The organism is Cryobacterium sp. TMT2-17-1, assembly GCF_004402765.1.
In the GTDB taxonomy this organism is placed as follows: Bacteria; Actinomycetota; Actinomycetes; order Actinomycetales; family Microbacteriaceae; genus Cryobacterium; species Cryobacterium sandaracinum.
On the sequence record NZ_SOGC01000044.1, the window covers coordinates 22,616 to 41,958 of the forward strand.

The following is a 19,343-nucleotide window of genomic DNA, read 5'->3' on the forward strand; positions in this document are numbered from 1 at the left end:
ACCTGACCGGCTGACGCAGCGGCCGACGCGACTCGAGAAGTCACGTCAGCCGCTGTGGTCACTCCCCCTGCTCATCCATGGCGCCCAGTGGTTCCGGTCGAAGGCGATTTCACTGACGCTGCACAGCGAGGCGTCGATCGGCATTAGGCGCTCGGTCGCGGGAAGCGCGAAAATGGGCTCATGTCCTCCGTAAGCGCTGCACCCAGGTCTCTTCCCGCATCCGTTCGAATCGGAGAGGGCCGCGGTGGCCTCACCGTGGTGAGAGTGGTCGGTCGCGCCGGCTCCGCCGAGATCTACCTGCACGGCGCGCACGTCACCGACTTCACCCCGGCCGGCGGCCGGCCGGTGCTTTTCCTGAGCGACCTGAGCCGGTTCGAGGCCACCGCCGCGATCCGCGGCGGCGTGCCGATCTGCTTCCCCTGGTTCGGTGCGAACGCGCTCGATCCGGCCGCGCCGTCGCACGGTTTCGCCCGCCTGATCGAGTGGGAGCTCGTGGACGCCCACGAATCCGACGACGACGTCGTGCTCACCTTCAGCCTCACCGACACTCCCGCCACACGCACCTCGGCTTGGCCCCACCGTTTCGAGGCCCGCTACACGGTCACCGTCGGCGCCCGCCTGACCCTCGCCCTCCGAGTGACCAACCGGGAGACGGATGCGCTCAGCTACGAAGAAGCGCTGCACACCTATCTGCGAGTGAGCAATGTGCGCGGCACGACGGTCTCGGGGCTGCAGGGCACCGCGTTCCTGAACCAGCTGACCGCTCTGACCGAGCCCGCGGAGAACAACCCCCTGGGCTTCGGCACCGAGACGGACCGCCTCTATCTGGGCAGCCGCGGCAGCGCCACCGTCGCCGACCCGGACGGCCGCACCGTCACGATCGAATCCGACGGATCCGACAGCACCGTGGTCTGGAACCCCTGGGCCGACAAGGCCGCCCGGATGAGCGACTTCGGCGACGACGAGTGGCCCGGCATGGTCTGCGTGGAAACCGCGAACGTACGCCGGGACCAGGTACGTCTGGACGCCGGCCAGAGCCACACGACGACCGTCGAGTTCGCGGTTTCGGCCTGAGAACCGACCTTCGGGACTGCCCCGCAAAAACTTTCTTTCGGCGCTAGCGTGACGAATTCCCGTCGACCCACGTCATACTAGTGTCGCCCGGCTCGTGCCACGCGCCGCGACAGATTGGAGCTTGCCATCGTTGAACAGACGACCTCCGCACGACCAGCCGTCCCCCCAACCGGACCAGGGACGACTGTCATCGCCGATGGCGTCGTCGCGAAGGTAGCCGGCATCGCCGCACGCGAGGTGCCGGGCGTTCACGCGCTCGGCGGAAGCGCGGCCCGGGCTCTCGGCGCCATCCGGGAAGCCCTCAGCGTCGCCGACCTCTCCCCCGGGGTGAGCGTCACCACCGAGGGCGCCGCGGCATCCATCGCGATCTCCATCGTCGTCGAGTACCCGCACGAACTGCAAAAGGTCGCGGGCGCAGTGCGCAACGCGGTCGAGACGGCGATCGAGACAATCGTCGGCATGCAGGTCACCTCGGTCGATGTGACCGTCAAGGACGTGCACCAGGCGTCAGATGACACGGTCGCGGACGTCGACGAGGCAGACACCCCGGACTAGTCCGGCTCTTTTCCCCACTTCACCAGAACTGACCTTCATCAGTTCGCAAACAACAGAGAGACGCAAGGACAAATTATGGGCTTCATCGGATTCCTTATTCTCGGACTCATCGCCGGCGCAATCGCCAAGGCAATCCTGCCGGGCAACCAGGGCGGCGGCTGGGTCATCACCCTCATCCTCGGCGTGCTCGGCGCGTTCCTCGGTGGTTTCCTCGGCTCGGTCATCTTCGGCACGGGTCTGGAGAACTTCTTCGACATCTCGACCTGGCTTCTCGCCATCGCCGGCTCCGTCATCGTTCTCGTGATCTACGGCGCACTCACGGGGCGTCGCCGCCGGGCCTAAGTCACGGCAGCGCGACAAGCGCGAACGAACGGGCGCACTATTAGGGGGTGCTCCGGTTCGTTCGCGCTTATTTTTTGTTGATTCGTGCCTGCTGGCGTCCGATTGCCGGCATTCTGCGTGCCGGTGGCGTCAGCCGCCGGCGACGTCGTGCAGGTGGTGCACCGGATCGTGCACAAAATATTGCCCCATCGTGGTGACGGTGAACCGGGCACCGTCGCTGCGGCGACCGGTTCGGCCGTGGTCTGCGGGCGAAACGGCGGCGAAAGAGCCGGCGACGGATGCCGCGGCTTCGGCGAGTTCGCGGGCCACGACCGCCGGCTCCTGCTCGTTATAGCGCTCCATCACCGCGGTGGCGTCCTGGTCCCAGTTCGGGAAAGCCGGGTCGTCCTCGGCGAGCATGAGGGTGAGACGCTCGTCGAAGATGCGGAACACGTCGCGAACATGGGCCGCGTATTCCAGGGCAGACCAGGTCTGCTCGTCGGGGCGCGACGCGACATCCGTTCGCTGCAGCACCGGCTGCCAGCGGGCCGCGTTCTCGCGCACCAGCCGCGGAATGTGCGCGAAATCGACGTCGGCGGCGGAGAAACCGCACTCCGGGCAGGGGCGCTCCAGCACCCAGGTCCAATCTTTTGTATCCGCGCTGATTCCCATCCGGTGATCCTATCCGGTGGTCACGGCTACGCACCGGTGTCCGGCCAAACCGAACCGTCGTTGATTCCGAACAATGGTCGAGCACGGATGCACCGTGACATCTACTGGAGGTCTTCTCATGCGTACATCCCCCAACCGCATCATTGCCACTGTTTTCGGTGCCGTCTACGTTCTGGTCGGCGTGCTCGGTTTCTTCGTGACCGGCGGCGTCGACTTCTTCGCCACCGATGGCGGCCTGCTTCTCGGCATCTTCGCGGTCAACCCTCTCCACAACACGGCCCACCTCCTGATCGGCGCAGCACTGTTGATCGCCGGCCTGGCCACGGCCCCCGCCGCAAAGGCCGTCAACACCACGGTCGGTGCGGTGTACCTGCTCCTCGGAATTGTCGGTTTCTTCATCGCCGACACCGCGCTCAACATCCTCGCCCTCAACACGGCCGACCACTTCCTGCATCTGACCAGCGCCATCGTGCTGCTTGGAGCCGGTCTCGCAGCCGACAAGACGGTACCGCGCACGGTCACCGTCTAGCCCACGCGCGCCACCCACACCGCGGACAGGAATCCCATGACGCAGATCACGCGCCTCTGGATCGCTTTCGCCGCCCTCGGGGCAGGGATTATTCACCTGGCCGTGGGCGCCGGCGCTCCAGCCCTGCTCGCCGTCACCTTCGTCGGGCTCGGCGTCGCCGAGCTCTGCTGGGGTGTGGCGACGCTCGTGCGAGGAAGGCATCTTTGGCCGAACCAGGCCCTCGTCGCCGCCCTTCTCCCGGGCGTCATTTGGGCTGCAATGGTGGCGCTCCGCAGCACCTCGGCGGTGCCGGCCGACGCCACAGTGCTGCCGGTCTTCCCGATGACCATCGCCACCTCGTTCGGCGTGTTCGTGGCCGTCTCCCTTGCCCTCACTCGGCGGCGTGCCAGATGCCGGACGGCGGTATCCGACACTCCTGCCGGGGTGACCGGAACGACCGGACCCGCACCGCAGGGCTGGCGTTTCCTGGCCGCGCTGACGCTCGGCGGCCTGCTGGTTTCCGGCCTGACCACTCCGGCCCTGGCCGCGACGGATGCCGGCACTCAGGCGGTCCCGCACGGGTCCCACGGTCACTCGGGCCCCGCCGTTCTGCCCGGCGCACCGCACTCCCACCACTGACCGGCTGCGGGCCAAAGATAATTCCCGGGTCTCGCTGGACCCGGCAGCCCTTCTAGTCCGGCTGCTGCGATCCGCAGACGGCGACAGCCCGGATTTCGCCGGCGACTTGGTTTTCGGTCCAGGGCAGGTTCAGCTGGGGTGCCGGCACCTCTCCGGACGCGGGCGCAGCGCCGGCGACCGCGGCAAGTCGGCGGGCGACCGCCTCGGCGAACCCGCGGCCGGAGGTCGAATTATTGAAGGAGACCACTACCGTGAGTCCGCTGACCGGGTCGGCCATCGCCGCCGAAATGAAACCGGGGATCTCCCCGGACTGACCGAGCAGCGGGCCGAACCGCTCGACCCCGAGGCCGTGTTGATGCCAGGAGAGGGCTCCGGCACCCGGCAGAACCGGCGCCCACTGCGCATCCGTCGATGTTTTCGACAGGAGGGTCCCCGCGGCCAGCGCCTGCGCCCAGATCTTCAGGTCGTCGAGGTTCGAGACCGCCCCCGCCGCCACTCCGCCCACCGAGGGCGACAGCTGCGTTACATCGAGCACGCTCCCACAGCGGGCCCTGCCGACCGGATCAAGGGCCGCGGCATAGCCGCGGGGACTCGGCCCCGGGATCGCAAGCTCGCCCGGCGATGGCAGGCTGGTGTTCGTCATGCCCAGCGGTTCGAACACGTAGTGCCGGTAGAGCCACGGCCAGTCGCGTCGGGTTGCCTGCTGCAGGGCGAGACCGAGCAGCACGACCCCGGTATCCGACGCGGACCAGGTTCCGCCGGGCAGCGCCACCCGAGGTGCGCCCGTGCCGCTCGCGATGACTTCACGTGTCGACCATTTGCGACTGGGGTTGGCCATAATCTGCGGAGCCATCAGGGAGGCGTGATCGGCCAGGCCGGACGTGTTGCGGCAAAGCTGCCCGAGGGTGATTTTGTCCAGCCCCACCACCCGGGGCACGTAGTCGGACACCGGATCCTCCAAGCGCACCCGCCCCTCCTCGACGAGCCGGAGCAGCACCGTGCAGGTCAGCGCCGTCGTGTTGGTGCCGATCCGGAATCGCATCTCCGGGGTGAGGGCACCCGGTGTCGTCCTCGAGACGGACCCGGGCGACGCGACCCAGGTGCCGGCCCACGGCGCCCAGACACCGGCAATGGCCCCCGAGGAACCGGACAGGGTCTTCGCCTCGGCGAGCACGTCATCCAGCCGGGACGTGACCTCGGACGAGAACGGGGCCGCCGCCTGCGCGCGGGCCTCCGGGGACGCATCCGTCGCCGCGGTGCACGCCGTCAGCACGAGGGCGGCACTCACGACGAGAGCCGGCACGCGGTGGTGGCGTGTGTGGGGGCTCGCGTGACGAGGTGCGGAGCCGGCTGGTACAAGGCCGGCTGCGGCTTGGCTGATCGGTGCCTGTCCGAGCTTCATCGCCTGACCCCCGTCGCGTCGCGGCCCACACAGGAGCGCCCCTGCACGACGGAGTGTACCCACGCCGCCGTCCGGCCGCACCGTATTGCTGCCGGCGGCCCCCCGGCTCTCGCTCTTGCCCCTACTGCCGCCCTCGTCCCTAACGAATTCGACGGAGATTTTGGGCTAGAGACTCTAGTTTTGGGCTGTTCTGCACCGTTTTCGGCAAAATCTCCGTCGAATTGGTGCGTAGGCAGCGGCGGGAGAGGCAGCCGCGAGAAGGGCAGCCGCGGCGGTAAACACGGGGCTAGTCGGCGGGGGTGACCGGGCAGGGGGTCTCGGTAGCGCGCGGGCCGCGCATGAACCGCTGCACGTTCTCGTCCACGATCATGTCGCTCGGGCGCAGCGGACGGGTCAGATAAAGGCCGTCCAGGCTGGTCAGCCGACTGAGGGCCACATAGGTCTGGCCGGGGCTGAACACGCGCGCGCCGAGGTCGACGACCGCGCGTTCATAGGTGGCGCCCTGCGATTTGTGGATGGTGACCGCCCACGCCAGCCGCAACGGGAACTGCGTGAACTCGGCGACGACGTCTTTGCGCAGCTTCTTCGTGGTCGGGTTGTAGGTGTACTTGAACTTCTCCCACACCGCCGGTTCGACCTCGTGCGTTTCGCCGTCGATGTCCACGTACACCGTCGAATCGACCCGAGTGACGGTGCCGATGCTGCCGTTCACCCAGCGCGGGCCGCCGTCCTGGTTGGAGTCGTTGCGCAGAAACATGACCTGCGCCCCGACCTTCAGCTCGAGCACCTCATCGGCGGGGAATGTGCGCCCGCCGAAGTCGCCGGTGACGTCGGCCTTGGCGGTCAGCGCCTTGCCGGGGAGGCGTTTGAGAGCGGATGCGTTGATCCGGTTCACGGAATCGTTGCGGGTGGCCAGCGTGATCACGCCCTCCCTCGGCGGGGTGCGGGCGCCCGCGGCGTTGAGCGCGCCGCCGATCTCGGCCGTGACCTGCCCGTGCCGCACCGCGTTAAGCATGTGTTTGAAGTCGGCGTCGCGCTGCCGGTGCACCTCGGTGAGCTCGAAGATGCGCAGGTCGGCGACCTGCCAGACCTTCGCGTCGAAGAACCACATCGACCGGTAGGTGTCCGCGAAGTAGGCACGCTCGTCGGAATCCCCCGGCACCGGGGCCAGCTGGTACGGGTCGCCGAAGAGCACGATCTGCGCGCCGCCGAACGTGTCGTTCGGCCGTTGCCGCGCCTGACGCAGGCTGCGGTCGATCGCATCCATCAGGTCGGCGTTGACCATCGACACCTCGTCGATGACGACCGTGTCGATCGTGTTGAGCAGTTTGCGTACCTGGTCGGACTGGTCGATCGCGTTGTCGGCGATCACGCCGATCGGCAGGCGGAACAGGGAGTGGATGGTCTGGCCGCCCACGTTCAAGGCCGCCACCCCGGTGGGAGCGGCAATCACGATCTGCTTGCTCGTGTTCCAGGCGAGGTGATTGAGCAGCGTCGACTTGCCGGTGCCGGCGCGCCCGGTCACGAACACGTTCTGACGGGTTCCCTCGATGGCCTCGAACACTTCGGCCTGCTCGCGCGACAGCGGAATCTCAGACACGGGGGCGCTTTCGATGGGGTGCGGACGGGACATACCACTGTATCCGGCCCGGCTGCACGAGTCGGCCCCGGTCTACGGGTTGGCGGAGAACCGGCCCCGTAGGATGTGGGGGTGAGCAACCGGGACGGCAGGCGCCGGCGTAACGAGCGGCGCGCCATCGTGGCCGTGGTCATCGTTGCCGCCCTCCTTGGCGCAGGCCTGGTCGCGACGATCGGGTCGCTCAACCGCGACCTCTACAGCGCCGGCAGCTTCGTGGGGCAGTATCTCGACGCCCTGGCCCGCAAAGACACCGCCAGTGCGCTGCTGCTTCCCGGGGTCAAACCCACGGCTGCGGAGCTCGAAGCGGCCGCGCTGCCGAAGGACCTGCCGGACACCCTGCTGCGGAACTCCGTGCTGGGGGAGCTCACCGACATCCGTCTGACCGCTGACGACGAGTCGGCCGACGGACGGCACACGGTCGACTACGAGTTCCGGCTGAACGGCACACCCGCGGCGATGACCTTCCAGGTGGAGAGCGCCGGCACGTTCTTCGGCGTTTTCGACAGCTGGCGCTTCACCACCAGCCCGCTGGCCGTGCTGCGAGTGAACGTGCTGCAGCAGGCCACGTTCTCGGTGAACAGGCTGACCCTCGACACGCGTGCGCACGCCGCCGATGGCGCGCCGGAAATGTTCTCGAACCAGGCGGCCTACCTGGCCTTCGCACCAGCCCTCTACTCGTTCGAGCACACCTCCACCCTGCTCGACGCGGCCTCGCAGACGGTGCCGGTCGTCGCGTCCGGGGTGACGGATGTCACGGTCGACGCCCAGCCCAACGCCCAATTCATCGGTCAGGTCCAGGCCGAGCTGGACCGTTTCCTCGACGATTGCACCACGCAACAGGTGTTGCAGCCCACGAACTGCCCATTCGGCATCGAGATCAACGACCGGGTGCGAGACGACCCGATCTGGTCGATCGCCCAGTATCCCCCAGTCACCCTCGTGGCCGGCGACTCCACCTTCGAGATGCCCGACACCGAGGGGCAGGCGCACATTGTGGTGGAGGTGCAGTCGCTTTTCGACGGCGATGTCGAGGTGCGGGATGAGGACGTGGCCTTTGCGGTCGCGATCAGCGTGACCGTGAACCCGGACGGGTCGCTCGCTCTCCAGCTGCGCTGACCGGCGGCGGCTGCCCTGCTGAACGCTTTCTTGCTACTCCGAGCGGTCGTGCGCGGCGAGGCGGGCCAGGCCTGCGTTGTACTGGAGCAGTTCGGCGTCGCCCGTGCGGGCGGCGTTTCGGTCCTTGCGGCGGGTTTCCTTCTCGTCGCTGCGGCTCCATTGGATGGCCACCGCAATGGCCAGGGCGATCGTTGGGATCTCGCCGACGCTCCAGGCGATGCCACCGCCCATCTGCTGGTCCTCGATGCCGCTGAGCCCCCAATCGCGCCCCATGGCCCCGTACCAGTCGGCGAGGAGCAGCCCGGTGCCCGTCATCATGGTGACACCGAAGAAGGCGTGGAAGGCCATCGTGCCCAGAAGAAGAAGCAAGCGGCCGGCGTAGGGCAGGCGGTAGGGCACCGGGTCGATGCCGATCAGCGACTGCACGAACAGGTAGCCGGTGATCAGGAAGTGCACGATCATCCACTCGTGGCCGATGTGGTCGGTCGTCGCCCAGCTGAATAGCGAGGAGTAATAGAACACCCAGAGTGAACCGGCGAAGAGCACGGCTGCGACCAGCGGATTGGCCAGGAACCCCGCGTACGCCGAGTGCACGGCCAACAGGATCCACTCGCGGGCGCCGCGGCTGCCATCCTGCCGCTTGCGGATGGCCCGGGCGGCGAGAGTGACCGGCGCCCCGGGCACCAGAAAGACGGGCACGAGCATGGTCAGGGCCATGTGCATGAGCATGTGGGAGGAGAAGAGGTACTTCGCGTAGAGGTTCGCGCCGCCGTTGGTGATGTAGAACAGGATCAGCATGCCGGTCACCCAGAGCACGGTGCGGAAGACGGGCCACTTATCGCCGCGGCGGGCCAGGCGGCGCACCCCGGCCACGTAGAAGAAGATGCCGAACGCGCAGAACAGCACCCAGGCCAGGTCGAAGTTCCACTCGGTGAAGTAGCGGCTGAAAGTGAGCGGCGGTGGCAGGAGCTCGCCGGTCAGGATCTGGGCGGGCGTCGAGGTGGGAATCTCGGTCGCCGTGATCTGCTCGACCGGCGTCGCGGTCTTGGCGAGGGCGGCGGCAGCCCCGGAGGCGAGCCCCATGAACGCCAGTTCCGTGACGATGAGCCACCAAAACCAGACGTTCCGGCGGGGTGCGGGGGTCTGGGCGTCTGCGGGGGTGCTCCGCAACATCCGCCCGATCACGTACCGGCGTTGCAGCACGCCGAACACGCCGAGCACGGTGAGGGCGAAGACCTTGACCAGAACGAGGATGCCATAGGGCGAGAGCAGCCGGTCCCAGGCACCCAACCGCAGTTCGGCGCCGACGTAGCCGGACGCAGCGACGACGATGAAGGAAACGAGGGCGAGCGAGGAGTAGCGCGCGATGACCGGATCGAGGCGGCCGCCGGCCAACTGCTTGCGCAGCACGATGATGGTCAGCAGCCCGCCCAGCCAGACCGCGGCGAAGACCAGGTGCAGACCCAGGGCGGTGATGGCCACGTCGTGCCCCTCGGCGCCGGCCGCGTGCCCCTGTAGTGCAATCGGCACCAGGGCACCCACGGCGAGGACCGTGACGAAGACGAGCCCGGTCAGTGAACGCACCGCGAAACACAAGACGGTGACGAAGGCCGCGATCAGGGTGGTGATCAGCCAGGCCTGGCCGATCTCGATGTCGCTGAAGAACTGCCCGGCGGTGGCGCTGAACCGGTCATCGAAGCTGAGCGGAATGGTCGTCACCTGCAGGAAGGTGAAGAAACCGGTGAGGGCGGATGCCACGGTGAAGACGGCGGCGGACCCGGCGGCGAAATCGAGGGCCGCGTTGTATTCGGGTTCCCGAGGGCTCAGGGCGAAAAGGGTGAGCACGAGGGCGCCGATGGTGCCGGCGGCGCTGAGGTTGACGAGGAGCTTGGCCAGCGGGAGACCCCACCGCACGACTGGTCCCGGATCGGCCAGCAGTTGCGCCGAAGCGCCGCCACCGTAGGCTAGCGCGACGAGCGTCGCCAGCGTCGCGACCAGCAGAAGCACTGCCGGACCGGAGATACGCACGAGACGAGGCACTGACTCAGCCTAACCGTGCCCGGTGGACGCACGCTCCACGAGGCACGCTGACGTGTGACGTCACAGACGAAAGCAGGGCGCCGACCGAAGGCGACGCCCTGCTTTCTTGGTTCGCGACCTACTTGGCGGCAGCCTTGAGCTTGCTACCAGCGGTCAGCTTGACGCGGTGGCCCGCGGCGATGGCGATCTCTTCGCCGGTCTGCGGGTTGCGGCCGGTGCGCGCTGCGGTAGCGGTGCGCTCGACTCCGAGCCAGCCCGGGATCGTGACCTTGCCGTCGTTCGCGACGGTGTCGGCGAGAGTTGCAAAGAAAGCGTTCAGAACGCTGTCAACTGCAGCCTGGCTCTGGCCAGAGTCTGCGGCAACCTTGGCAACGAGCTCGGTCTTGTTCAGCGACTTGTCAGCCATTGAGTGTCCTCCTCGGACCTTTGTCTGTAAAAACAGGGATTCACGTATTGCGGGCGACGCTCCGAGGAGCGACTCCGTTTGGCCGGTTGGACCGGGATGAATCTAGCAGACAACCGCGGAATTCCGCGGATTTGCGGCGTTTCCAGCCGGTTTGGCTGCCGTAACGGCTTCATTTTCGCTGTGGGCGAAAAAAGAGGATGCCGACCGGAGTCGACATCCTCTCGCTTCAGAACCAAGGTTCCGAATGACCGGCTAAGCGGCTTGGTGCGTTGTTACCAGCTGGACTTGGTGATGCCGGGCAGTTCGCCGCGGTGAGCCATGTCGCGGAAACGCACGCGCGAGATTCCGAACTTGCTGAGGTGTCCACGGGGACGACCGTCGACCGCGTCGCGGTTGCGCAGGCGAACCGGCGACGCGTTGCGGGGAAGCTTCTGCAGGCCGAGGCGAGCAGCTTCACGGGACTCATCGGTGCCGGCCGGGTTGACGAGGGCCTTCTTGAGCTCAAGGCGCTTCGCGGCGTAGCGCTCGACGATAACCTTGCGCTGGTTGTTCTTGGCAATCATGCTCTTCTTCGCCATTTTTAGCGCTCCTCACGGAAGTCAACGTGCTTGCGCACTACGGGGTCGTACTTCTTGAGTACGAGACGGTCGGGGTCGTTGCGACGGTTCTTCTTGGTCACGTAGGTGTAACCGGTGCCAGCCGTCGAACGGAGCTTGATGATCGGGCGGACGTCATGCTGCTTGGCCATTAGATTTTCTCCCCACGAGCGAGAAGGTCCTTGACGACCGATTCAATGCCACGAGCGTCGATCACCTTGATGCCCTTGACGGACAGGGTCAGCGTGACGTTGCGGCGAAGCGACGGTACGTAGTACTTCTTGGTCTGAACGTTCGGGTCGAAGCGACGCTTGGTGCGTCGGTGCGAGTGCGAAATGTTGTGTCCGAAGCCGGGAACGGCTCCGGTCACCTGGCAAGTAGCTGCCATGGTTCTCCTCCAATACCGAAGGGCGAATGCCCTTCCCAAGATCTCTTGTCGGCTGGCATGACTACACTTCCGCGAAGCGGAAGCGAGCGAACCAGCAGTGCACGCACAGATATGCGCAGCAGCATGCAACATTACGCGGTGCTCTCCCCCAGCGCAAACTGAACCAATTCGACGGAGATTTTGCCGATTCAGGCCCTAAAACCGGCAAAACCGGGTTGTGGGGGCAGAATCTCCGTCGAATTCGTTCGGGGCGAGGACGAGTCCGGCGGGCGGCGGTGGGCCTAGTCCACGGATGCGGCGGAGCAGGCCGCGCAGAGACCGAACACGTCGACCACGTGGGCGGCCTGGCTGAAGCCGTGCTCGGCGGCCACGTTCTTGGCCCAGTTTTCCACGGCGTCCGCTTCGATCTCGACGGTGAGTCCGCAGTTGCGGCAGATCAGGTGGTGGTGGTGGTCGGTCGTGCTGCAGGCGCGGTAGAGCGCCTCACCATCGGGCGACTGCAGCGAGTCGGCCTCGCCCTCGCCGGCCAGGTCGGCCAGGGCCCGGTACACCGTGGCCAGGCCGATGGGCGAACCGGTGGCGTGCAGGCTGGCGTGCAGACCCTGGGCGCTGACGAATCCCTCGGCGTCGCTGAGTGCGGTGCGCACGGCCTCGCGCTGCCAGGTGTTTCGCTTCATGCTTTCAACCGTAACCGCGCCCGGACCAGCCGGCGACCGCCCAGGGCCACCAGGAAGAAGACGGCCGCGGTGAGGGCGATCGCCGGCCCGGCGGCCACGTCGATCGCCCGGGACAGGAGCACTCCGACCAGGCCGGCGGCCGCGCCCAGCACTGGAGCGAGAACCAGGATCTGGGTGGCGGTGCGCGTGACCAGGCGCGCGGTGGCGGCCGGGGCCGCGATCAGCGCGATCGCGAGGATCGCCCCGACGGCCGGCATTGCGGTGACCACGGTGGCGGTGGTCAGGGCGAGGGTGAGCAGCTCGATCGGCCATTCCCGGAATCCGGCGGCGCGGAATCCGCTCGGGTCGAAGGTAGAGAACAGGATCTCCTTGCCCAGCAGCACCATCACGGCCACGGCCACCCCGAGCACGCCGACGGCCAGCCAGACGTCACCGGTCGTGACGGTGAGGATTGACCCGACCAAATAGGAGTCGACCTGCACCGGCAGCGACGGGTTGAGGGCCTGCAGAAGCACGCCGAGCGCGAAGCCCGCGGTGAGCAGGATGCCGGACGCCACCTGGGTGCCCTGCCGCTTCACCCGGCCGATCAGGGTCATGATGCCGACGATGAGGATGCTCGCCAGGGCCGCCCCGAGTGGGATGCTCACGCCGACGATCGTGGCGGTCACGGCGCCCGGGAAGGTGGCGTGGGTGAGGGCCTGGGCGAAGAAAGTGCGGCGGCGCAATACGACGAGGGATCCGATCAGCCCGCTGAGGGCGCCGATCACGGCGGCCGCGAGGAGTGCCTTCTCGAAGTAGCCCATCACGTCACCAGCTGTTCGTGCGGCGGCGGGGTGTGCGGCTGCGGGGTGTGCGGCTGCGGGGACAGCGGCGGCGGGGTGCGCGGCGGCGGGGTGTGCTGCGACCGCAGACGGGGCGAACCCAGCCGCCGAAGGCCGTCGAGGGACAGGCGCAACAGCAGCACCACGGCGTAGCCGGCGACCAGCACCAGCACCACGGTCGCGCCGCTGGGCAGGTCGAGACCGGCCTGCACGGATGCCTGGAAACCGAGCACGAGCCCGAGCCAGGCACCGAGGGCCGCGAAACAGGCCGCGATCGGGAACAGCAGCCAGAGCCGGTCAGTGATGAGCCGGGCCGCGGCGCCGGGCACGATCAACACGGCCAGGACGAGGAGGTTGCCGACGGCGCTGGAGGCCGCGACGACCACGAGGGCGATGGCCACGTTGAGCACGAGGTCGAGCGCGAGCGTGCGGTAGCCGGCCGCGGCGAAGCCGACCCGGTCGAAGGCGCGGAACACCTCCTCCTTGAGCGTGAGCCCGATCAGGACCAGCGCCACGAGGCAGATGGCGACGGTCTGCACGACCTCATTCGGGCTGACCGTGAGGAGGCGGCCGAAGAGAAGCTGCTCCAGCTGGCCGACGTAGTTCGTCTCGCGGGAGACCAGGATGATGCCCACGCTGAACATGGCGGTGAAGACGATGGCGATCGCGGCATCCGAGGACACGGACTGGCGCACGATCAGGGTGAGGGTGACCGCCGCGAACAGGGCGGCGACCATCGCGCCGGCGAACAGCCCCTCGCGCCCACCCCAGACGAAGCCGATCGCGATGCCGGGGAAGACCGCGTGGGTGAGACCGTCGCTGATGAACTCGAGGCCCCGCAGATTGACCAGCACCCCGACGACGCCGGCTACCAGGCTGAGCGCACCCAGCACGAAGAGGGCCCGGGTCATGAACGGCAGGGCAAAGGCGTCGATCAGCGGGCTGAGGAAGTCCATCTCAGTGACCGGTGTGCCCGGGCACAACCACGGTGTGCTCGTCGATCTCCACGCCGACCTCTCGGAACGTGCGCTGCACGTTCTCCAGGATCAGCACCGACTCGCGCGGCCCGAACGCCACCTGGGCGCCATTGAGCAGCAACACCTGTTCGCAGACCTCGCGGGCGAGCTGGAGGTCGTGGGTGGAGACGACCACGGCCACCCCCTCCTCCTTCAAACGCTTGACGGTGCCCACGAGCGCGTCCCGATTCTGCTGGTCGAGGCCGTTGAACGGCTCGTCGAGCAGCAGCAGGCGGGGCCCCGCGGCCACGGCCCGTGCGAGCAGTCCGCGCTGCTGCTGGCCGCCGGAGAGTTCCCCGAAGCGGGTTTTCGCGCGATGCGCGAGGCCCACCGCGTCGAGTGCACGGGCCACGGCCTGACGGTCGCGCTTACCGGGCAGGCGCAGCCAGCCTAGCGAGCGGTAGCGCCCCATCATGACGACCTGCTCGAGCGTGACCGGGAACTGCTGGTCGATCTCGTCGGCCTGCGGCACGTAACCGATGGATCCGGCCGGGGCAGCTGCCGCTCCCAGCACCTCGACGGTACCGCTCACGCGCTGGATCAGGCCGAGGATGCCCTTGAGCAGCGTGGACTTGCCGGACCCGTTGGGCCCGATCAGCGCCACGGCCTCGCCGGCGTGCACCTCGAAGTCGATGTCGGCCAGGGCAGGGCTCTGGCCGTAGGAGAAGGAGGCGCCCGCCACCTTGAGCGCGACAGGCGCGCTCGGCCGTACTTGAGAAGGGTTCTCGATCACTGACTAACTATCGCAGGTCTGCGGGCACCGCGGTGGGCTCGGCTCCCCAGGATTCGAGGATCAGGCCGACGTTGTGCAGCTGCGAACTGATGTAGGTGGCGCCGTCACTGTGCCGCGCACCGAGGGAGTCGCTGTAGAGCGCGTCCTCCCCCGAGTACACGCTGACGCCGGCCTCGCCGGCGATGGTGTCGGCGGCCTTCGGGCTGATCGAGGCCTCGGAGAAGACCGCCTTGACCCCGGTGGCCGTGATGGCGTCGACGAGTTCGTCGATCGCGGCGGCGCTGGGCTCGGCGTTGTCGTCGAAGCTCGGGATGATGGAGCCGACGTAGGTGATGCCGTAGGCCTCGGTGAAGTAGCCGAATGCGTCGTGGTTGCTCACGAGCAGGCGCTGCTCGGCGGGCACGGCGTCGATGTTGGTACGGATCCAGTCGTCGAGCTCGGCCAGCCGGCCGGTGTAGGCGGTCGCGTTGGCCTCGACGTCCGGGGCCAGGTCCGGCTGGGCATCACTGAGGCCCGTGGCGATGGTGACGGCCATGGTCTCGGCATTGGACACGTCGGTCCAGATGTGAGGGTTGCCGCCCTGGTGGGAGTGCTCGGCGTCATCCGTCGCGGCCTTGTCGTCGGCGTGGTCCTCTTCGCCGGCTGCGATGTCCTGGATCTCGATGCCCTCGTCGGAGTCGATCGTCACGCCGTCGAAACCGCTGGCGCTGATTGCGTCGTCGAGCCACTCCTCGAGGCCAACCCCATTGATCACGAGCACATCGGCCTCACCGAGGGCTGTCAAGTCGGCCACGGACGGGTCATAGCTGTGCGCGCTCTGGTTGGGCTGGATGAGCTGGGTCACTACTACGCCCGCGGTGTCGCCGACGACGTTGCGGGTGAGGTCCGCCACCTGGGTGGTCGTCGCGACCACCTTGAGGTCGCCGGCGGCGGCGCCATCCGCCGAACCGCCGGTCGGAGTGCAGCCGACCATGGTCAGCGAGGCAACGGTGGCCAGGGCGGTGAGGACGAATCGATTGTTGATCACAGGGTCGATGTTACGTCTAATGATAATGATTGTCAACACCAATAAGGGCCGCCGCCGGGATCTCCTCCGGGACCTTACTCGAGCAGCAGCGCGGGCTCCTCAATGATGCTCGCGACATCCGCCAGGAAGCGGCTCGCGACATCCCCATCGACCACGCGATGGTCGAAGCTCGCGCCGATGGTCGTCACCTGACGCACCCGCACCTCGCCGTCGACGACCCACGGTTTGGGCTTGATCGTTCCGAGGGCCACGATGCCGGCCTCGCCGGAGTTGAGGATGGGCGTGCCGGTATCCATGCCGAAGACACCGATATTGGTGATCGTGATCGTGCCGTTCGACATCTCCGCCGGCGAGGTCTTGCCGTCCCGCGCGGTGAGCGTGAGCTTCTCAAGGGCGCGGGCCAGTTCAAGCAGGCTCATGTCCTGCGCTTCCTTCACATTGGGCACGATGAGCCCACGGGGGGTGGCCGCGGCGATGCCCAGGTTCACGTAGTGCTTGATCACGATTTCCTCGTCGGTGAAAACCGAGTTGACCGTGGGGTTGCGCCGCACGGCCCAGATCATGGCTTTGGCCATGATCAGCATCGGGGACACGCGCACGCCCGCGAAGTCGGTGGACGCCTTGAGCCGCTTGACGAACTCCATGGTGCGGGTGGCGTCCACGTCGACGAAGAGGCTCACGTGCGGTGCGGTGAAGGCGCTGGAGGCCATGGCCTGGGCGATGGCCTTGCGCACGCCTTTGACCGGGACGCGCTCCTCACGGTCGCTGGGCCATTCCGGCGTCTGGATGTTGCGGAACACGCTGGCCTGGGTGGCCTCCCGCAGCACGTCCTCGCGGGTGACGTCGCCGACCGGGCCGGTCGCCTCGACCAGGGACAAGTCCACACCGAGGTCCTTGGCCAGCTTGCGGATCGGCGGCTTGGCGACGACGGGGCCCGCGGATGCCGCGCGCGGCAGCTGCGGGAGCTGCGAAGTGGCCGGGCGCGTGGGGTGCACGGGCGGCGGCGCGATCGACTCGTGGGCGACGGGGGTGACCCCGTGGCGCTTGCGCCGGGTGGGCATGGTCGCCGCGGCGCCGCGCCCGACCAGGACCGCGCCCGGCGTCTCGGCCGGCTCGTCCGTGATGGTGGAGCCGGCATCCGCTGCCGCGCTGGCCAGCTCGCCCGCGCCGTTCGCGATCGCACTGCTCGACGCAGACGCGACGGCGACGGTCTCGGCCACGATGGTGATGATGACCGTTCCGACGTCGACGGTCGTGCCGGGTTTCACCAGGATCTCCCCGACCACGCCGACGTACGGCGACGGCAGCTCGACGAGCGACTTCGCGGTCTCGATCTCGACCAGCACCTGGTTGATCGACACGGTGTCGCCGGGCGCCACCTTCCACTCCACGATTTCAGCCTCGGTGAGACCCTCGCCGACGTCGGGCAGTGTGAATTTCGACACGCTCATCGAGTACGCTCCTTGCGATTGGTGAGGCGAGAAGCCCTGGTGCGACTCATATCAGTAGGAGAGGGCGCGGTCGACGGCCTCGAGCACGCGATCCGGGCTGGGCAGGAAGTGCGTCTCGACGGCGGCCGGCGGGAACGGGGTGTCGAAACCGGAGACGCGCAGCACGGGAGCCTCGAGCAGGTAGAAGGCCTTCTCCATGACGGTCGCGGCGATCTCCGATCCGACGCTGACGAAGCCGTGGGCCTCCTGGGCGACGACCAGATGCCCGGTCTTCTCGACCGATGCGAGGATGGGACCGTAGTCGATCGGCGAGATTGAACGCAGGTCGATGACCTCGACGCTGGTTCCCTCCGCCGCCGCGAGATCCGCCGCCTGCAGCAGGACGCTGACCATGGCGCCGTGGCCGACGACCGTCGCATCCGTGCCGCTGCGTACCACGCGGCTGGCGTGCAGGGGCGTGCCGCTCTCGGCAAGGTTCACCTCACCCTTGGGCCAGTAGCGGCTCTTGGGCTCGAAGAAGATGACCGGGTCGTCGGAGGCGATGGCCTCCTGCAACATCCAGTAGGCGTCGTGCGGGTTCGACGGGCTGACCACGCGCAGGCCCGGCGTGTGCGCGAAGTACGTCTCCGGGCTCTCCTGGTGGTGCTCGATCGACCCGATGTGGCCGCCGTAGGGGATGCGGATCACGACGGGCATGGAGACCTCACCCTCGTGCCGGTTGCGCATCCGCGCCAGCTGGCTGGTGATCTGGTCAAAGCCGGGGAAGACGAACCCGTCGAACTGGATCTCGCAGACCGGGCGGTAGCCGCGCAGGGCCAGGCCGATGGCCGTACCGATGATGCCGGACTCGGCCAGCGGGGTGTCGAGCACGCGCTTGTCGCCGAATTCGGCGATCAGACCCTCGGTGACGCGGAAGACCCCGCCCAGCGGGCCGATGTCCTCGCCCATCATCAGCACCCGGGGGTTGTCGCGCATGGCCTGGCGCAGGCCCGCGTTGAGGGCCTTCGTCATGGGCAGGTTCGCCGTTCCGGTGCCGGGAATGGCCCGCTTGGCGGCGGCCGGGTGTCCCGGGGTCGGCATCGCGGTGGTCGGTGTGGCGAGGCCGGTGGTGCTCGTCACGATCGTGTCGCTCACGCGTCGCCTCCTTCGAAGGATGCCTCGTAGTGGTCGAGCCAGGCCTTCTGTTCCTGGATCAGCGGGTGGGGTTCGGCGTAGACGTTGTCGAAGATGACAGCCTTCTCCGGGGAGTGGATGTCGAGGGCCCGGCGGCGCACATCCGCGGCGTAGTCGTCGGCCTCCTCGTCGACGGCGTCGAGGAACTCCGGCTCGACCCCCAGGCCCTGCAGGTAGCTGCGGAAGCGCACGATCGGGTCGCGGGCCACCCAGTAGGCCAGCTGTTCCGGGTCGCGGTACTTGGTGGGGTCGTCGGCCGTGGTGTGGGCACCGACTCGGTAGGTCAGGGCCTCGATCAGGGCGGGGCCGTGGCCGGCGCGGGCGTCGTCGAGGTGCTTGGCCGTCACCGCGAAACTGGCGAGCACGTCGTTGCCGTCGATCTGGGTGCCGGGCATGCCGAAGCCGGCGGCACGCAGGTAGAGCGGAGTGCGGGACTGCCGGGTCACGGGCACTGAGATGGCCCAGTGGTTGTTCTGCAGGAAGAAGACCTGCGGGGTCTGGTAGCTGGCGGCGAAGACGAGCGCCTCGTTGGCGTCGCCCTGCGACGAAGCTCCATCGCCGTAGTACACGATGACGGCCTGGTCGGTCTCGGGATTGCCGGTCGCGGTCGCGCCGTCGAGCTGCATGCCCATCGCGTAGCCCGTGGCGTGCAGGGTCTGCGAGGCCAGCACAAGGGTGTACAGGTGGAAGTTGCCGTGGTCCTCGGGGGTCCAGCCGCCGAGGGTGACACCGCGCAGCATCCGCAGGATATCGACGGGGTCGAGTCCGCGGATCATGCCGACGACGTGCTCGCGATAGGACGGGAACACGTGGTCCTGCGGCCGGGTTGCGTAGGCGGAGCCGACCTGGGCGGCCTCCTGGCCGTGGCTGGGCACCCAGAGGGCCAGCTGGCCCTGCCGCTGCAGGTTCGCGGCCTCGGTGTCGAACCGGCGCACCACCACCATGTCGCGGTAGAACCGCCGATGGTCGGCCTCGGTCAGTCGATCGAGGTAGGGCAGGAACTCGGCCGCGGAATCGCTCGGGGCGAAGACACCCTCCGGGGAGAGCATTCGCACCGTGGGAGAGGCACTCGGGGTCGCTGACACCGTA

The 19,343-nt window shown here is 67.8% G+C and carries 22 protein-coding genes; 6 read left to right on the forward strand and 16 right to left on the reverse strand.

All coding sequences use genetic code 11. From position 1 onward, the window contains the following. Positions 1-180: 180 nt before the first annotated feature. The 3 genes from E3O47_RS12995 to E3O47_RS13005 all read left to right on the forward strand — a co-directional run bounded on the left by E3O47_RS12995 (position 181) and on the right by E3O47_RS13005 (position 1,971). Positions 181-1,074: a D-hexose-6-phosphate mutarotase gene (locus tag E3O47_RS12995; RefSeq protein WP_104099740.1), complete on the forward strand. Its 894-nt coding sequence runs from the start codon at positions 181-183 to the stop codon at positions 1,072-1,074. 114 nt (positions 1,075-1,188) lie between these two features. Then, entirely contained in the window at positions 1,189-1,629 is a 441-nt protein-coding gene (locus E3O47_RS13000) for an Asp23/Gls24 family envelope stress response protein (protein ID WP_134401307.1), read from the forward strand. A gap of 75 nt (positions 1,630-1,704) precedes the next feature. Then, on the forward strand, positions 1,705-1,971 hold the full coding sequence (locus tag E3O47_RS13005; RefSeq protein WP_104099742.1) for a GlsB/YeaQ/YmgE family stress response membrane protein: 267 nt from the start codon (positions 1,705-1,707) through the stop codon (positions 1,969-1,971). A 129-nt stretch (positions 1,972-2,100) separates the two neighbouring features. On the opposite strand, the gene E3O47_RS13010 is transcribed toward E3O47_RS13005, so the two are convergent. Beyond that, the gene (locus E3O47_RS13010; protein ID WP_104099743.1) at positions 2,101-2,622 is read right to left on the reverse strand and encodes a DinB family protein; all 522 of its coding nucleotides are present in this window, start codon (positions 2,620-2,622) and stop codon (positions 2,101-2,103) included. Between the two features lie 118 nt (positions 2,623-2,740). Here E3O47_RS13010 and E3O47_RS13015 point away from each other — a divergent pair, with 118 nt between their 5' ends. Together E3O47_RS13015 and E3O47_RS13020 are read left to right on the forward strand one after the other, a co-directional pair. Continuing rightward, positions 2,741-3,151, forward strand: a complete 411-nt coding sequence (locus tag E3O47_RS13015) for a DUF4383 domain-containing protein (protein WP_104099744.1) — start codon at positions 2,741-2,743, stop codon at positions 3,149-3,151. A gap of 36 nt (positions 3,152-3,187) precedes the next feature. After that, positions 3,188-3,769, forward strand: coding sequence for a hypothetical protein (locus tag E3O47_RS13020; RefSeq protein ID WP_134420798.1), 582 nt, complete (start codon positions 3,188-3,190; stop codon positions 3,767-3,769). Positions 3,770-3,821: 52 nt separating this feature from the next. On the opposite strand, the gene E3O47_RS13025 is transcribed toward E3O47_RS13020, so the two are convergent. Both E3O47_RS13025 and E3O47_RS13035 read right to left on the reverse strand, forming a co-directional pair. Next, entirely contained in the window at positions 3,822-5,057 is a 1,236-nt protein-coding gene (locus E3O47_RS13025; RefSeq protein WP_158250214.1) for a serine hydrolase domain-containing protein, read from the reverse strand. 400 nt (positions 5,058-5,457) lie between these two features. Beyond that, entirely contained in the window at positions 5,458-6,771 is a 1,314-nt protein-coding gene (locus E3O47_RS13035; protein ID WP_134342711.1) for an AAA family ATPase, read from the reverse strand. Between the two features lie 111 nt (positions 6,772-6,882). On the opposite strand from E3O47_RS13035, the gene E3O47_RS13040 reads away from it, so the two are divergent. Then, the gene (locus E3O47_RS13040; protein WP_134416172.1) at positions 6,883-7,926 is read left to right on the forward strand and encodes a hypothetical protein; all 1,044 of its coding nucleotides are present in this window, start codon (positions 6,883-6,885) and stop codon (positions 7,924-7,926) included. 33 nt (positions 7,927-7,959) lie between these two features. Here the strand turns inward: E3O47_RS13040 and E3O47_RS13045 are convergent, their stop codons facing one another. The 13 genes from E3O47_RS13045 to E3O47_RS13105 form a co-directional block, all read right to left on the reverse strand. Then, entirely contained in the window at positions 7,960-9,966 is a 2,007-nt protein-coding gene (locus tag E3O47_RS13045) for a cytochrome c oxidase assembly protein (RefSeq protein ID WP_174721902.1), read from the reverse strand. Between the two features lie 118 nt (positions 9,967-10,084). Beyond that, positions 10,085-10,372 (reverse strand): HU family DNA-binding protein, encoded by a 288-nt coding sequence (locus E3O47_RS13050; protein ID WP_104099750.1) that lies wholly within the window; start codon positions 10,370-10,372, stop codon positions 10,085-10,087. 272 nt (positions 10,373-10,644) lie between these two features. After that, entirely contained in the window at positions 10,645-10,950 is a 306-nt protein-coding gene (gene rpsN, locus E3O47_RS13055; RefSeq protein WP_104099751.1) for a 30S ribosomal protein S14, read from the reverse strand. Between the two features lie 2 nt (positions 10,951-10,952). Beyond that, a complete protein-coding gene (gene rpmG, locus E3O47_RS13060) occupies positions 10,953-11,120 on the reverse strand; it encodes a 50S ribosomal protein L33 (RefSeq protein WP_104099752.1) in 168 nt (55 codons plus the stop codon). After that, entirely contained in the window at positions 11,120-11,356 is a 237-nt protein-coding gene (gene rpmB, locus E3O47_RS13065; RefSeq protein WP_104099753.1) for a 50S ribosomal protein L28, read from the reverse strand. The genes rpmG and rpmB overlap by 1 nt, the downstream gene beginning before the upstream one ends. A gap of 281 nt (positions 11,357-11,637) precedes the next feature. Next, the gene (locus E3O47_RS13070) at positions 11,638-12,033 is read right to left on the reverse strand and encodes a transcriptional repressor (protein WP_134375333.1); all 396 of its coding nucleotides are present in this window, start codon (positions 12,031-12,033) and stop codon (positions 11,638-11,640) included. Then, entirely contained in the window at positions 12,030-12,836 is an 807-nt protein-coding gene (locus E3O47_RS13075) for a metal ABC transporter permease (RefSeq protein ID WP_134420820.1), read from the reverse strand. The genes E3O47_RS13070 and E3O47_RS13075 overlap by 4 nt, the downstream gene beginning before the upstream one ends. Further along, positions 12,836-13,810 (reverse strand): metal ABC transporter permease, encoded by a 975-nt coding sequence (locus E3O47_RS13080; RefSeq protein WP_134420800.1) that lies wholly within the window; start codon positions 13,808-13,810, stop codon positions 12,836-12,838. The genes E3O47_RS13075 and E3O47_RS13080 overlap by 1 nt, the downstream gene beginning before the upstream one ends. Before the next feature lies 1 nt (position 13,811). Continuing rightward, positions 13,812-14,603 (reverse strand): metal ABC transporter ATP-binding protein, encoded by a 792-nt coding sequence (locus E3O47_RS13085; RefSeq protein WP_104099757.1) that lies wholly within the window; start codon positions 14,601-14,603, stop codon positions 13,812-13,814. A gap of 7 nt (positions 14,604-14,610) precedes the next feature. Further along, positions 14,611-15,630, reverse strand: a complete 1,020-nt coding sequence (locus tag E3O47_RS13090; RefSeq protein ID WP_198418034.1) for a metal ABC transporter substrate-binding protein — start codon at positions 15,628-15,630, stop codon at positions 14,611-14,613. Positions 15,631-15,704: 74 nt separating this feature from the next. Continuing rightward, the gene (locus E3O47_RS13095; RefSeq protein ID WP_104099758.1) at positions 15,705-17,081 is read right to left on the reverse strand and encodes a dihydrolipoamide acetyltransferase family protein; all 1,377 of its coding nucleotides are present in this window, start codon (positions 17,079-17,081) and stop codon (positions 15,705-15,707) included. Between the two features lie 51 nt (positions 17,082-17,132). Continuing rightward, on the reverse strand, positions 17,133-18,092 hold the full coding sequence (locus E3O47_RS13100; RefSeq protein WP_233191201.1) for an alpha-ketoacid dehydrogenase subunit beta: 960 nt from the start codon (positions 18,090-18,092) through the stop codon (positions 17,133-17,135). 119 nt (positions 18,093-18,211) lie between these two features. Beyond that, entirely contained in the window at positions 18,212-19,303 is a 1,092-nt protein-coding gene (locus E3O47_RS13105; RefSeq protein WP_104099759.1) for a thiamine pyrophosphate-dependent dehydrogenase E1 component subunit alpha, read from the reverse strand. Positions 19,304-19,343: the final 40 nt, after the last annotated feature.

Excerpts from the sequence above, each read along its gene's own strand:
- rpmB (WP_104099753.1), bottom strand. The coding sequence starts at position 11,356 with ATGGCAGCTACTTGCCAGGTGACCGGAGCCGTTCCCGGCTTCGGACAC.
- E3O47_RS13015 (WP_104099744.1), top strand. The coding sequence starts at position 2,741 with ATGCGTACATCCCCCAACCGCATCATTGCCACTGTTTTCGGTGCCGTC.
- E3O47_RS13050 (WP_104099750.1), bottom strand. The coding sequence starts at position 10,372 with ATGGCTGACAAGTCGCTGAACAAGACCGAGCTCGTTGCCAAGGTTGCC.
- E3O47_RS12995 (WP_104099740.1), top strand. The coding sequence starts at position 181 with ATGTCCTCCGTAAGCGCTGCACCCAGGTCTCTTCCCGCATCCGTTCGA.
- E3O47_RS13075 (WP_134420820.1), bottom strand. The coding sequence starts at position 12,836 with ATGGGCTACTTCGAGAAGGCACTCCTCGCGGCCGCCGTGATCGGCGCC.
- E3O47_RS13100 (WP_233191201.1), bottom strand. The coding sequence starts at position 18,092 with ATGACGAAGGCCCTCAACGCGGGCCTGCGCCAGGCCATGCGCGACAAC.
- rpsN (WP_104099751.1), bottom strand. The coding sequence starts at position 10,950 with ATGGCGAAGAAGAGCATGATTGCCAAGAACAACCAGCGCAAGGTTATC.
- E3O47_RS13095 (WP_104099758.1), bottom strand. The coding sequence starts at position 17,081 with ATGAGCGTGTCGAAATTCACACTGCCCGACGTCGGCGAGGGTCTCACC.
- E3O47_RS13080 (WP_134420800.1), bottom strand. The coding sequence starts at position 13,810 with ATGGACTTCCTCAGCCCGCTGATCGACGCCTTTGCCCTGCCGTTCATG.
- rpmG (WP_104099752.1), bottom strand. The coding sequence starts at position 11,120 with ATGGCCAAGCAGCATGACGTCCGCCCGATCATCAAGCTCCGTTCGACG.
- E3O47_RS13010 (WP_104099743.1), bottom strand. The coding sequence starts at position 2,622 with ATGGGAATCAGCGCGGATACAAAAGATTGGACCTGGGTGCTGGAGCGC.
- E3O47_RS13005 (WP_104099742.1), top strand. The coding sequence starts at position 1,705 with ATGGGCTTCATCGGATTCCTTATTCTCGGACTCATCGCCGGCGCAATC.
- E3O47_RS13020 (WP_134420798.1), top strand. The coding sequence starts at position 3,188 with ATGACGCAGATCACGCGCCTCTGGATCGCTTTCGCCGCCCTCGGGGCA.
- E3O47_RS13105 (WP_104099759.1), bottom strand. The coding sequence starts at position 19,303 with ATGCTCTCCCCGGAGGGTGTCTTCGCCCCGAGCGATTCCGCGGCCGAG.
- E3O47_RS13070 (WP_134375333.1), bottom strand. The coding sequence starts at position 12,033 with ATGAAGCGAAACACCTGGCAGCGCGAGGCCGTGCGCACCGCACTCAGC.